The 12,308-nt window shown below is 46.0% G+C and carries 15 protein-coding genes and 1 pseudogene; 4 read left to right on the top strand and 12 right to left on the bottom strand.

The annotated features are described in order from the left end of the window. Window positions 1-67: 67 nt before the first annotated feature. The 11 genes and pseudogenes from C7434_RS14880 to C7434_RS14830 form a co-directional block, all read right to left on the bottom strand. A complete protein-coding gene (locus C7434_RS14880; protein WP_058707109.1) occupies window positions 68-334 on the bottom strand; it encodes a hypothetical protein in 267 nt (88 codons plus the stop codon). A 16-nt stretch (window positions 335-350) separates the two neighbouring features. Further along, a complete protein-coding gene (locus tag C7434_RS14875) occupies window positions 351-539 on the bottom strand; it encodes a hypothetical protein (protein ID WP_039342025.1) in 189 nt (62 codons plus the stop codon). 83 nt (window positions 540-622) lie between these two features. Next, a pseudogene (locus C7434_RS14870) lies at window positions 623-2,908 on the bottom strand (replication endonuclease). Then, a complete protein-coding gene (locus C7434_RS14865; RefSeq protein WP_133745592.1) occupies window positions 2,908-3,912 on the bottom strand; it encodes a phosphoadenosine phosphosulfate reductase family protein in 1,005 nt (334 codons plus the stop codon). Before C7434_RS14865 ends, C7434_RS14870 begins: the two are co-directional and overlap by 1 nt. Continuing rightward, window positions 3,909-4,745: a DNA adenine methylase gene (locus C7434_RS14860; protein ID WP_133745591.1), complete on the bottom strand. Its 837-nt coding sequence runs from the start codon at window positions 4,743-4,745 to the stop codon at window positions 3,909-3,911. The genes C7434_RS14865 and C7434_RS14860 overlap by 4 nt, the downstream gene beginning before the upstream one ends. Continuing rightward, window positions 4,742-4,969 carry a TraR/DksA family transcriptional regulator gene (locus tag C7434_RS14855; protein WP_133745590.1) on the bottom strand — a complete coding sequence of 76 codons (228 nt, stop codon included), beginning with the start codon at window positions 4,967-4,969 and terminating at the stop codon, window positions 4,742-4,744. Before C7434_RS14855 ends, C7434_RS14860 begins: the two co-directional genes overlap by 4 nt. Further along, a complete protein-coding gene (locus tag C7434_RS14850; RefSeq protein WP_133745589.1) occupies window positions 4,969-5,196 on the bottom strand; it encodes a DUF2732 family protein in 228 nt (75 codons plus the stop codon). The genes C7434_RS14855 and C7434_RS14850 overlap by 1 nt, the downstream gene beginning before the upstream one ends. 70 nt (window positions 5,197-5,266) lie before the next feature. Continuing rightward, on the bottom strand, window positions 5,267-5,650 hold the full coding sequence (locus C7434_RS14845; protein ID WP_133745588.1) for a hypothetical protein: 384 nt from the start codon (window positions 5,648-5,650) through the stop codon (window positions 5,267-5,269). A gap of 1 nt (window position 5,651) precedes the next feature. Continuing rightward, a complete protein-coding gene (locus tag C7434_RS14840; RefSeq protein ID WP_133745587.1) occupies window positions 5,652-5,831 on the bottom strand; it encodes a phage filamentation protein Fil family protein in 180 nt (59 codons plus the stop codon). Window positions 5,832-5,841: 10 nt separating this feature from the next. Then, a complete protein-coding gene (locus tag C7434_RS14835; RefSeq protein WP_133745586.1) occupies window positions 5,842-6,351 on the bottom strand; it encodes a phage regulatory CII family protein in 510 nt (169 codons plus the stop codon). A gap of 34 nt (window positions 6,352-6,385) precedes the next feature. Beyond that, window positions 6,386-6,622 carry a hypothetical protein gene (locus tag C7434_RS14830; RefSeq protein WP_014604979.1) on the bottom strand — a complete coding sequence of 79 codons (237 nt, stop codon included), beginning with the start codon at window positions 6,620-6,622 and terminating at the stop codon, window positions 6,386-6,388. A gap of 89 nt (window positions 6,623-6,711) precedes the next feature. Between C7434_RS14830 and C7434_RS14825 the strand changes: the two genes are divergently transcribed. From C7434_RS14825 to C7434_RS14810, 4 genes are read left to right on the top strand one after another with little or no spacing between them, the layout of a single operon-like run. After that, the gene (locus C7434_RS14825; RefSeq protein ID WP_133745585.1) at window positions 6,712-7,317 is read left to right on the top strand and encodes a phage repressor protein CI; all 606 of its coding nucleotides are present in this window, start codon (window positions 6,712-6,714) and stop codon (window positions 7,315-7,317) included. A 9-nt stretch (window positions 7,318-7,326) separates the two neighbouring features. Next, window positions 7,327-8,349: a tyrosine-type recombinase/integrase gene (locus tag C7434_RS14820; RefSeq protein WP_133745584.1), complete on the top strand. Its 1,023-nt coding sequence runs from the start codon at window positions 7,327-7,329 to the stop codon at window positions 8,347-8,349. A gap of 45 nt (window positions 8,350-8,394) precedes the next feature. Then, window positions 8,395-10,476 (top strand): ATP-binding domain-containing protein, encoded by a 2,082-nt coding sequence (locus C7434_RS14815; RefSeq protein WP_133745583.1) that lies wholly within the window; start codon window positions 8,395-8,397, stop codon window positions 10,474-10,476. 43 nt (window positions 10,477-10,519) lie between these two features. Then, on the top strand, window positions 10,520-11,200 hold the full coding sequence (locus C7434_RS14810; protein WP_226374569.1) for a DUF2290 domain-containing protein: 681 nt from the start codon (window positions 10,520-10,522) through the stop codon (window positions 11,198-11,200). Between the two features lie 754 nt (window positions 11,201-11,954). On the opposite strand, the gene C7434_RS14805 is transcribed toward C7434_RS14810, so the two are convergent. Further along, entirely contained in the window at window positions 11,955-12,146 is a 192-nt protein-coding gene (locus tag C7434_RS14805; RefSeq protein WP_033739903.1) for a toxin-antitoxin system HicB family antitoxin, read from the bottom strand. Between the last annotated feature and the right edge of the window lie 162 nt (window positions 12,147-12,308).

Raw genomic sequence — 12,308 nt, 5'->3', positions numbered from 1 at the left:
AGGGTAAACGATCCTTTTGGGATCATGCGGATTCATGCAGCATAGACATGCACTCTCGCATCAGCGCTCAGAAAAGAGGGAAGGTATCACCGGATTCGATAACATTAGGCTTTGGCGGCGGCCTGCGTGCGTACCTGATCAGGTATTCCCAACCGTCCCAAAACTTTGTTGGGTGCGGCAGCGTGAATACAAAAACGCCATCAAACGTCTGCCCCAGCCAGTACCCGCCACCTTGTTCTTTGGCGCGCTGAAAGAAAATGAACTCACCTTCTTTGTAATGCTCAAGAACCTGGCCGTGATAGACAATCCGGTAAAAGCTGTCTTTTCCGCCCATATCCAGCCCTGCCCTTCTATTCAGATACTTCCATCAAACGGGCATATTCGTGACTTCTGACCTTTTTCATAAGCTCATCAGTCAGCTCAGACACCCATTGGATCGCCAGATTCTTTTCATCTTCACTACAATCACTTGATGCGACTAATTTCATAAATAAATCAATACGCTGTAACTTCAATGATTCAAAGAAATAATCCTGCATAACATTTTCTCCCTACAAACAACTGTACATAAACACAGTATATTAGAGGATTCTTAAAGTGAAATGTTTTTTTACTTTTATCCTTACTTTTTGTGCGCTTCGCTTTCTGCTTTAAGTAAGTTGGCTGCCTTTGCCCTTTCAGCGAGCCTGTTGAAACGGCTCAGTATTTCGTCTTTACGTGAAGTGTCAGCCTTGCTTTTGAATGGCCGCACTAAATCACCGTAACAGGTACTGCGGAACAGTTTTCCCGCAATTTCTGTCTGCGTACCGCCTATCAGTCGCACGGCCAGACCGCGACTGATGGTTTCGCCGCTTAAATCTCTGACCTGACCGATCACGTTGTCGCAAGCTGTCTCGATTTTGTCTGGCCGCCTCAGCACTAAGTGTTTTTTATCTGATTTTTCACCCCTCAGTCGGGCCAGCAGCCGTCGCCGTTCTTTACGGCTCATCCCTTTAAGGTCAATTTCTTCCACACTTTCCGGCGGGTTTGAATCCTCAGATCTCAAACGCCCCGTACAGTTATTGACAGAACTCCGAGAGGGCGCGGGCGCGCCCTGCAGGTCAAAACCAAAAACAACGGCACGTTTCGGAACAATCTTCCACTGTGCCAGACGGGTTAAAATCGGAGTGTCTGCGCCAACCTCAGTTGCGTAGACGCCCTTAATGCGCACGGTTTCCTCACCGTATTCATTCAGCTCATCGCCCGGCTGATACCACGTACGCACGGCCAGCTCATCACGACGCACGAACGGGCCGCCCTGCGCGTTAACGTATGCCGCCCAGTCGCCCACGTCTGCCGCGTCATGCGCAGCGGCAAACTCCACGCTGAGGCCGTGGGCGGTGTCGGTGTCATCCATGCGGCGCAACTCGCGGTAAACCGTGACCGGCGCACCGCCTACAAACTGAAACTGGCGGATGTGCCAGCGGGCCGCCCAGGCAGAAACGGCGGGGGCGGTTTCTTTCAGCTCTTTGCCGCTTTCGTCGTCCAGCTCGCCATCCAGCGCGTAGCCGTCGATATTCTTAGAGATATATTTAGCCACGTACCCCGTAGCGCTGCCTTTTTCCGGATCGATGGCCTCGGCATGAAAGCGCGCTTTACGGGCTTTATCCGTGGTCAGCTCGTTGCTGTCCTGCTGAAAGGCGTAGTCACGGATTGTCTGGCGAACCTGATCCGCATCTTCGGGACGCATAAACATCAGCATGTGCCAGTGTGGCGTTGCGTCGTGATGGGGTTCAGCAACGCGAATGCCAAAGATTCGAATGTCATCACGGTGCAGCTTTGCCCGGATGCGCTGCCACACGCTGCAGAGGTAACGCTGCGTGTCTGCCGGGCTGGCGCCATTCCACTTGCGGTTGCGATGGCCGGTTTTGATTGTGGCGTGATAGCGTGACGGCGCGGTCAGCGTATAAAACTCGCCAACATAGCCCAGCTCATTACAGATATTTTCAAAGCCACGGATGCGGGTCATCAGCTCACAGCGACGTATTGCCGGATTTGCCACGCTGCCGTCGTATTTTTCAATCAGGCTGATGCGGTTGCCTTCCTCGTCTTCCAGTTCCATACCCTTTAAAAACTCACGGGTGCGGCGTTTCTGCTCCCGCCATTCGGAAACCGTCATTCTACTGGCATACGGCGTGTGCTTTTTGCTGACGTTAGCCAAGGCAATCTGCAGGTGTTCCCGCCATGACGCAGCCACGCGGCGCAGTCGCCCCGTCCACCATTTCTCTGTCTGCATACGCAGCACGGCGGGCGTGACTTCTTCGGGATCAAAGAAACGGGACGTCACCTTATCCCACAGTGGCGGCGTCTGATTAAATTCACGGGTAATGGCCGCCGCTGTCATGTAGACGCGGTGCGTGTATTTATAATCTGACTCATCAGCTGCCTGCGCATGTGCCTATACCAGCTCGGCCAGAATGAAACTGGCAATATCACCGGCCAGCAAATCCACATCGGCACGCGACATATCAGCCAGGCGGTTAAAACGCTTCATCAGCTCCCACAGCTGGCCCCCGGCACGCGCTGCGCCAGTCTCTTTCGGGGCGTTCTGTGTTAGCAGGTTAAAAGTGCTGGCGTCCATAGTCTTAACCCGGTACTGCTCGTTAACGCATTCAACACGCGGCAATGTGCGCTCAACGAAAGTTTTCGTTAAGTACGCATTGGCGCGGGCAATGCCCTGTGATTTTTCCAGCTCGTTGACGCGACGCTTAACGTCAATCTGGATCAGCGTCGGCTGTTGCTCAAGCAGCTCCTGCGTAAGCACTAAAGCCGCAATCATCTGACTGCGGCTGTGCATTTCCTCATAGGTGGGATAAGGGCTGGCGATGGCTTCCCGTGGCGCATTCCACGGGTAGGCGTATTGCGTCATCACTCACAAACCCCGAGATAAACACTGTTACAAACGGATTTATTACCTGTAGTGGCAAACATATCGAACTGCCGCCCGCCTCGCGATGTGAGCGCCCAATCGCGATAAGCCTCTATTCCATGCGATTCGAGCGTTACGTTTGCCCCGTCAGTCTCGGCTTTCATTGGATCCATGCCAGAATGAAAAAAAGCGGCATTACCTCGACGTGAGCACTGCGCCACAATCCTTTCCCACTCGGCAACACGGCTTATCTCTTCTGGCCAGCGCGTAAATATCTGACCTAGTTCAGCTTTGTTCACATTAACGCAGGGCATACACCCAACGCGGCTGCATTCCTGTTCATAAAGGGGATTAGGTTTAATACCGTGGCGCTTAGCCAGAGCAAATACGTCCTCATGCGTCAAACCGAGAACAGGACGATAAATTGAAAGCTTTGGACCAATATCAAAACCTTCTTCCCACTCAGCTAGCGCCGCACGTTCTGATGACTCTTGCGCCCTTACACCCTGCCAGGTGATAACGCGCTTACCTTCGGCAATGAGTTTATCGACAACCTGTTCCTGCATAGGGATCTGCTTAAGCTCAAATGAGCAGAACTTGCGGCGTGTTGACGGAAAGGTCCCTTTCCAGATGCATAAATCCAAAAATGGGATGCCAGTTGGTTTCAGTGCTTTCAGGGCACGTGCGACAATCGCTAATGCTTCGGCCTCGCTATACCCTAAGTCACGTGTAAGAGTGGTCGGCCATTTGTCTCTGACAAAGGTCCGCTTATCTGTAATGCGTTGTGTAAAGTCGGCCTTGACGCGCTTTACCTTGCCTAACCGGGATTCCAGATATTTCAAATACTCGACTGTCTGCGGGTGTTCATGACCGGTGTCAGCGTGCGCAGCCTCAAACTCAACACCAGATTCGATAGCACGAAGCCAGGCGGCAAGGCTATCTTTACCGCCGGATACCGTTACAAGATTTATTACGTTCTTACCAAAGCAGCGTTTATCGATCATGCGATCACCTCCGAAGATGCTGCAGGGTCAAAACCAATCCAGACAGCAGGACGGCGAACCGCGATAATTTCTGCTGCGCTTTTCCCGTCACCGGCAGCTACGCCAACCGCGCGGGCCGTTCTTACACTTGTTAGCTCGTAGGCATTAAAAAGCGCGCGTGTAAAGTCGGTATCGCTGTTTGAAGCGATGACCGGGCAGTGCTCTGACACGCTGGTCAACATGCTGGCTAAGTCCTGCTGCGCGCCCTTATCAAATCCGCCTGCGTGGTAGTCGCTAAACGTACCGTCATAAGGCGGATCGCAATAAACGACGTCGCCGGTCTGAATCATGCTCAGTGTTTCGCGGAAATCAGCGCAGATAAACGTTGCACGGTGGGCTTTGGCTGCGAACGTTTCTATTTCTTCCCGGGGGAAATAGGGTTCAGAATAGTTTCCGTAAGGGATATTAAATTCACTCTTACGGTTGTAACGGCAAAGGCCACGGTAGCCGTGGCGGTTCAGGTAGAGGAAATGTACGGCGCGCTCAAGCAGAGGTAAAGCCGGATCATGATTAAACGCTTCGCGGATGCGGTAATAATCCTCTGCCGCTTTGTTTTGGGTGAACAGGCTCATCGCCACCACAATAAACGGGCGCGTGTGTTCTTTAATCTGGCGATAAAGGTTAATCAGGTCAGGATTAACGTCAGCCACTAAATAGGCAGGGTAATCCGTTGCCATCATTACCGCGCAGGAACCGGCGAACGGCTCAACGAGGCGCTGCCCCTGCGGCAGATGATTAAGCAGCTCGGGCATGAGGCGGGTTTTGTTGCCCGCCCACTTGAGGATCGTACTCATACAGCACCGCCTTTATAGTGGGCGCTTTTCAGCTCGACGATTTCCTGACAGGCGCCGCAGTGAGTAACACCCTGTACCGCGCGGCGACGGGCATCCGGTATCGCCTCATCGCAGCCCAGACAAAAGAACTCACCAGCCCCGACAGGCTGGTGACGTGCGTTAGCGAGATTGCGCTGCAGTTCTTCCTCAACGCGCGCCTGGACTAAATCCATTGAATCGGCCATTAGTGCAGCTCCCGTGCCTGATGCTCAAAACGCTCTGCCTCTTTATCCAGCAGCTCAATGATTTCCGGCGCTGTCATTTCGTGCTTGCGGGCATGGATGACCAGCGCCGCAATGCGGACTGACACGGCAAGAGCATCATCGCTGCGCTGTTCTGTTTTGGCCTTGCTCAGCAGTGAATTAAGCGTGTCTGCGTCGGCTTCAAAATTACGGATTTCGGTATTTCTCATTGTTCAGTTCTCCAGATTCAAGGCAAAAGGATGCCCGGCGGGTTTACGCCATTAATTTTTTGAGTCTTATTTACTCAGGTAAAAAACAGTCTGCGGTAGAAAACTGTCGGGGTAATATTTTTCCCCAGCGAGCCATTTTATTCATTGCCATGATGATTAATTCGCGGCGATATTCGTCGAAATATTCAAACGGCTTTCCGATTTCCTCCTGCGAAAAGGTTTTAGGATTTTCGCGGTTAGCCAGGGTTAACACGCAAAATTTAAACTCGTCATTCTGACGATTGAAATAACGCAGCGACGGGTTAGCGTTATTGTCGCGCTGCTGCCGCCAGCTTTTCCTAAACTCATCAAACGACATTTTGTTAACAGCATCAGCACGATTGCCCGTTGAATGAGTTCTGGCAAAAGATGCCAGGCCTTGCTGTGCGGTTGTGTTTCCTGTTACTCGCTGCATGTTACCCCCTGAATAAACGCGCCATAAAACCGGCGGGTTTGCGTTTGCTGGTCAGCCCCTGCAGCAGTTGCTTTTGGCTGTTGCACGGATGCCAGGGTTTGCCGTTCTCACCCATGATCCAGCCGTTGCCGTAGGCTACCGACGGGTTTTGACGCTTAAGACGTGATGCAAGTGAAATCATTATCAGTCCCTCAGCTCAGGCCAATAGATGCGCCGAGGCCGCTTATAGCGTCTACGGTTGATGCCATAGTGGGATTGGAATGGATGCGGGCCTGCACTGCTATAGCTGCGAGGCTAAGGCATCGAATGCCGGTATTAACGCTTTGCATCAGGCTGCGGCGGCATGACGTGCTTAAGACATCCTGACGCATTGCACCAGCTGCCAGTTGCCCCACTTCTGCTGTTGCCTTCAACACATAGGCTGATAGCTTTTCTTCAGCGTGTTCGTTCACCGGTACACAAGGCAGACACTGTAGCTGTGCCAGCGCGCCATCCATCAAAGTTGCATCTTCGGTCAGGTCAGTGAGCAAAAGCATTTCCGCAACGTTTAACTGGTGCGGCTGCTCAGGGTTTAGTTTGTTGCGCAGGGTCTGTACGTTCATGCCTGCAGCCAGTGCCAGTTCTTTCATATTGTGAGACAGGGCGAATCTACGGCAGGCCTCGTCAAAGTGGAGATGTGTGGACACACGAAAATCAAACATGATCAATCCCTTTCAATATCCCAATATGGATACTTCAACCCTGCATTGTGATTTCGCAGCCAGAAGCGGCTTCGATAGTGAGAGCAACCATGTTGATTTCGATAAGCCCGTTTAAGCCCTCCTTCTTCCTAATGGGTAAACGGTTCTCGCGGTACATCTGGCGAACGGTGCCTTCCTTGTAACCAGTGCGACGGCAAAACTCTTCGACAGTAATGTAGGGTTCTGAAATCACGAGATTGATTGAAGGGCGCATTGAAAGTTTACGGGTCATGATGCACTATCCTCTGTTGAGTTCTAGCCAACTCTATTTATCTCTATTAAACAGATCTCGTTACGACGAGTGAATATTAGGATCTCAAATTGGAAAGGTCAACGAAAGATTTTACGAGTCGTAAATCCCCAATTCTACCAGAGGGGGGGAAAGATCCCGTTGAACGCATAGTTAAGGCATATGGGCTTTCATCAAGACAAGCGTTATGTCGTCACCTCAACGTATCTCAGAGCACTATGGCTAACCGTATAATGCGCGGGAACTTTCCTGCTGATTGGGTGCTAATTTGCTCCATGGAAACAGGTGCCTCTTTGGAATGGCTAACTTACGGCACAGGCAATCCAAACATCACAGACCAAGATAATACGTCTACAAAAATCGAGCTAAAAAAAATCTCAAATGGGATTTTTTCATCATCCAATTGGGTTGAATATGATGCTCAGCTCTTACCAAGTGATGTTAAAGCCCCTTTATTAGTAAATTTCGAGAAGCAGAATTACCTGGTTGATATGACCGCCGCAGAGATCACCGACGGACTGTGGCTCATCGAGATTGATAATCTCATTAGCGTTAAAGAGTTGTATCGTTTTCCCGGCGGCCGTATTCGCGTTGAGAATGGAAAAGCCTCTTTCGAATGCAAAGCAGACGACATCAAGGTTTTAGGCAAAGTTGTTGCCCGCACTGAGTACCTTTAAAGGCACGGCATGGCGATTAACAAATTACCCAATGGGAAGTGGCAAGTACAAGTTTTCCCAAATGGCCGAAACGGCAAAAGGATTCGCCGCCAGTTTGCAACGAAGGGCGAAGCACAATCCTACGAGAAGTTCGTAAAAGAACAGGCTCAAGATAAGCCCTGGCTGGGAGAAAAAGCAGATAAGCGGCGGCTAATTGAGTTGGTTGAATTGTGGTTCAACACGCACGGCATCACGTTGGCGGACGGCGAGAAGCGACGAACCACTATGGCGTTCGCATGCGAGGTGATGGGGAATCCACTCGCAACCGAGTTTAACGCGAAAATTTTTGCGTCTTATCGTGAACAGCGATTAAGCGGCAAAATTACTCGCTCCAACCGAGTAAAGACAGTTACACCTCGCACAGTAAATTTAGAGCTGGCGTATTTCAGAGCAATGTTTAATGAGTTACGTCGGTTAGATGAATGGACCGCGCCTAATCCGCTTGAGAACGTACGCGAGTTTAAGATCAGTGAATCAGAGATGGCGTATCTCACCATTGAGGAAATCAGAACCCTTCTCACTGAGTGTGAAAAGAGCCGTTCTAAGGATCTGACTACCATTGTGAAAATCTGCCTTGCAACTGGCGCACGATGGAGTGAAGCCGAAGGTTTGAAGGGAAACCAAATCCGGGCCGGTCAGATCATCTTTGTAAAAACTAAAGGCAAGAAAAACCGAGCGGTGCCAATAACTGAAAAACTACAGGCTGAACTACCATCGAGCAGGAAAGCGCTGCCACTTTTTAAACCTTGCTATTCAGCTTTTAGAAAAGCAATGCAGCGGGCCGGTATTGAAACTCCTGCAGGGCAACTGACACACGTTCTGCGTCACACATTCGCCTCGCACTTCATGATGAACGGAGGCAATATACTTGTACTACAGAGAATATTAGGGCACACAGATATTAAAGTGACGATGCGTTATGCGCACTTTGCTCCGGACCATCTGTCGGAGGCAATATTGTTCAACCCGCTAAGTAGTATACAAAAAGGCTAATCAGGTGATTAATTTTCATTTTTTAATTTCATTTAGGAGAATACCATGTTAGATGTTGTTTTTGGCAAAAAGAGCAATCCTGTTGCTGTTGACGAGTTAGTCCAGTGTCTTTCTAAAATGGAGGCTGAAGGTACTCTTTATATAGGCTACCCCATGTTTGAATCTGGAAATGAAGCAGTACTTACAGACGCGATGCTTATTAGTCGAGAACACGGCGTTGTTATTTTTGATTTGAAGAATTTCAACGAAAGTGATATTGAAACCATCTTAAATTACCAAGACGAATTATATCGCGGCGTTTTCCAAAAATTTCTTTCTCAAAAGGAATTATTAAACAGAAGAGAACTTGCTTTTAAAATAAATGTAATAAGCATCAGAAGCAACGATGAAAGTGATGACTCCTTCTCAACGATTGATTCTCTAATAGATAAAATATCAACGTTTAATGAAATTAGCTTGCCGATTTTTAAACAAATAAATGCTACGATTCAAAAAACAGATGTTTTAAAACCAGCAAAAAAAAGAAGTAACGTCACACGTGAAGATTCATATGGCGGCGTAATGAAGAAAATCGAGAAGGAAATTGCTAACCTCGATGCATGGCAGAAAAAAGCGGCAATTGAAAGCCCTGACAAACCGCAAAGAATTAGAGGCCTTGCAGGCTCTGGAAAAACTATAATTTTAGCAATGAAAGCAGCATATTTACATGCTTTCGAAGAAAATAAAAGAATAGTTGTGACTTTTCATAGTAGAACACTTTACCAACAATTTAAAAGGCTTATTGAAAAATTTTACTTCGATCATAAAAAGGATGAACCTGATTATTCTTTTTTGACAATACAGCATTCATGGGGAGGTGTGGAACAAGGTGTATACTCAGAAATTTGTAAACATATAGGCTATGCATCGATGAGTTGGTCTGCAGCTGAAACAAAGTATGGCAGAGATGATGCATTTAAAGGAATCTGTAAAGAACTATTGGATTTTATTGGAGATAAAAAATTAGAGCCAATTTATGATTATGTTTTAATCGATGAAGCCCAAGATTTTCCAGAAGAATTTTTCAAGCTGATTTATATGCTCACCAAAGAACCAACCAGAGTAGTTTGGGCATATGATGAACTACAAAATTTAGGAGAGTATAAAATGTTACCTCCTGAAAAATTGTTTGGCACAGACCAAAATTCAATACCACTCGTAACATTACAAAATGCAAAAGATAAGCCTCAGCAAGATGTATTATTGCCAATTTGTTATCGAAACCCGCCGTGGACACTTACTTTAGCATTAAGTTTTGGACTAGGGATCTATCGTCAAGATGGTTTGGTCAAGATGTTTAGAGAGCCTTCATTTTGGAATAATATAGGATTTGAGACCGTTGGTGGAAGTTTGAGCCTTGGTTCTGGAGTTACATTACAAAGAGCTCGAGACAGAACCCCTGACTTCTTCTATGACCTTATAGACCCTGATAATGCAATAATTGTTAATAAATATAACTCTAATGAAGAGCAGGCTAAATGGGTTGCTAATCAAATCAAGGAAAACTTGGAAAGCCAAGAGCTTGATTCAAGCGATATCTTAGTGATATATCCAGTTCCATATACAATGCCTAAACAATCAGCACATTTAATCTATGAATTAAGAAAATTAAACATCAACTGCCATATTGTCGGAAAGGATACGAGTAGAGATGTTATTTTCAAAGAAAATTCAATTGCTATTACACACATTCATAGAGCTAAAGGTAATGAAGCTGCGATGGTCTATGTAATGAATTCACAATTTTACCAAGGTGGATTTGAACTTGGTAAGAAAAGGAATTCATTATTTACTGCGATAACAAGAACTAAAGCGTGGTTACGTGTGTGTGGAGTGGGAGAAGGCATGGATGTTCTAATTAATGAATACAACAAGGTTCTTGAAAATAACTTTAGGTTATCTTTTGAATATCCTCAGGCTGATAAGATGGATGCAATGGATAACACTTACGGAGATAAAAGTGAAGAACAGCGCAATGAATTAGCATCTGGCTTTGAACAAATAAAAAGAATAAAGATAATGTTAAATAGCGGAGAATTAACACTTGATGATGTCCCCGAAGATATCAGAAGTTTTTTTGGGGAGTAAGTATAATGATAAAACCTGAAGCCATGGTCAGCCACTTGAATAATTGTGCTTTGAGTGGGATAAATCCGGCCTTACCCTGGGCTCTAATCGTTCTTGTATACGCCAAATGAAAAGTGGTAAAACACTAGTGAGTTGGGATAGCGAAAATATTGTTTTAAAAGACAATGAATTTTCAAGCCTCGAAGAATACATCACGCTCCTATCATGTTCACAATATACTCTCGTATTATTTGATGGTTCATTAATTCAAATTTCATATACATTTGATAGAAATGGGATAGCTGGGCATAGATTATGTTGGTACCCATCTCCATTAGATATTTCCGGAACACAAGAAATTGATGATATAATAATAAAGTTACATCATATCATGAGCGATAACAGTAACGTTTTGGAAGATCACATTACTAACCCTCAAGCAAGCCATCCCATCAATCTAAAAGGAATCTACAATAGAAGTCCGCTACGTTTTGATTTTTCAGTTATGCCTGATGATAAAAAAGACAACCATCCTGATGTACATTTACATATTAGTAACGAAAACTGTAGAATCCCTGTTAAAACGCCGCTTTGTATAAGAATGTTTATGCAATTCATTATAGGGAATTTTTACCAAAATATTCCTCTTGAGGGTTCGCTCGTTAACGGCCTGCCAAGCTGGGAAAGTAATGACATGTTGACTGCACACCATAAAGGAAAAATTCACTTCAACTACATTCGTTAAAACACTTTGCACACAACACAGTAAAATCATAGGGATATTTATTACGGCTAAAAAATTAGTACTATGAAAAGCGATATTATTCATCACACCTAATTTTACATCGATGCCGTATGAATTTTTTGTGCTAAAGCATGGTTGATAAGTGGCAACAAAGTGGCAGCAGAGTGTAACGCTATGTGCCACTTTTCATCACTATTCGGCCTCAAGAAAACATAAAAATCAGTAAGTTACTGATTTTTATCCCTTCGATTTGGGACTCATAATCGCTTGCTCACTGCCTTAAGTCTAACGAAAACGAAGCTTTCGAGGTTAGCCCAAATTTCAAAATGATTTGCTGAGGTAACATACAATTTTTTTCGCTTACATCGATAAATAGGTTGCAGAAAAAGACGATATTACTTTGGGAAATTTAAAAATGGTAGATATAAATTCTGTGTTTAAAATTAAACCCACTTACTGTATCTTACATAAAGATAAGCAACGATACCGACCCAGGCAACCACAAACCCCATTGGGTAAAATGGAACGAATCGCACAATAAAATAAGCACCAACAACACTGACTATAATCGGTACAAGATAGAAAAAAGATTGAAGTAACCATAAAATAAAAAGCTTCATTTACTCACAACTCCATCAAAGCCTCAGCTATTTTATCAAACTTGTAATGGCCACATTAAAAAATTCACAATAGTGAAATTTAGCTTTTTTTCATTTACCACACATATAATTAACTCAATATTTCACGTACAAACTCACCCCTCCGGCTCAATCCCCCTTGCCTTTAACGCCTCTCTCGCCAGGTTCTTCAGCCAGCTTGCCAGACTAATTCCTTCTTCAGCTGCAACCGCATCGAGCTGTTTTTTCAAGGCGGGATCAATGCGCATTTGAAATTGTGGGGACTTGCCTCCACCTTTTGGTTTTTTTTCACGCATTATAATTGACATGTACTGACCTATTCCCTCATTTTAATCCTTTAAAAGACCACACTAACATGAGGCCTTTTATGAGAGCAACGCCCCGGCAGTGATGCAACACATACCGGAGCGTCTGACCACAACGTTCACTCTAAAGGAAACAACGCTATGGCTAATACCAATAGTAACACA

The organism is Pantoea sp. PNA 14-12 (assembly GCF_004364735.1).
Taxonomy (GTDB): Bacteria; Pseudomonadota; Gammaproteobacteria; order Enterobacterales; family Enterobacteriaceae; genus Pantoea; species Pantoea stewartii.
This window is presented reverse-complemented; position numbering and strand designations above follow the sequence as displayed.

Coding starts and splice junctions, on each gene's coding strand:
- C7434_RS14880 (WP_058707109.1), bottom strand. CDS start 334: ATGGGCGGAAAAGACAGCTTTTACCGGATTGTCTATCACGGCCAGGTT.
- C7434_RS14875 (WP_039342025.1), bottom strand. CDS start 539: ATGCAGGATTATTTCTTTGAATCATTGAAGTTACAGCGTATTGATTTA.
- C7434_RS14865 (WP_133745592.1), bottom strand. CDS start 3,912: ATGATCGATAAACGCTGCTTTGGTAAGAACGTAATAAATCTTGTAACG.
- C7434_RS14860 (WP_133745591.1), bottom strand. CDS start 4,745: ATGAGTACGATCCTCAAGTGGGCGGGCAACAAAACCCGCCTCATGCCC.
- C7434_RS14855 (WP_133745590.1), bottom strand. CDS start 4,969: ATGGCCGATTCAATGGATTTAGTCCAGGCGCGCGTTGAGGAAGAACTG.
- C7434_RS14850 (WP_133745589.1), bottom strand. CDS start 5,196: ATGAGAAATACCGAAATCCGTAATTTTGAAGCCGACGCAGACACGCTT.
- C7434_RS14845 (WP_133745588.1), bottom strand. CDS start 5,650: ATGCAGCGAGTAACAGGAAACACAACCGCACAGCAAGGCCTGGCATCT.
- C7434_RS14840 (WP_133745587.1), bottom strand. CDS start 5,831: ATGATTTCACTTGCATCACGTCTTAAGCGTCAAAACCCGTCGGTAGCC.
- C7434_RS14835 (WP_133745586.1), bottom strand. CDS start 6,351: ATGTTTGATTTTCGTGTGTCCACACATCTCCACTTTGACGAGGCCTGC.
- C7434_RS14830 (WP_014604979.1), bottom strand. CDS start 6,622: ATGACCCGTAAACTTTCAATGCGCCCTTCAATCAATCTCGTGATTTCA.
- C7434_RS14820 (WP_133745584.1), top strand. CDS start 7,327: ATGGCGATTAACAAATTACCCAATGGGAAGTGGCAAGTACAAGTTTTC.
- C7434_RS14815 (WP_133745583.1), top strand. CDS start 8,395: ATGTTAGATGTTGTTTTTGGCAAAAAGAGCAATCCTGTTGCTGTTGAC.
- C7434_RS14805 (WP_033739903.1), bottom strand. CDS start 12,146: ATGTCAATTATAATGCGTGAAAAAAAACCAAAAGGTGGAGGCAAGTCC.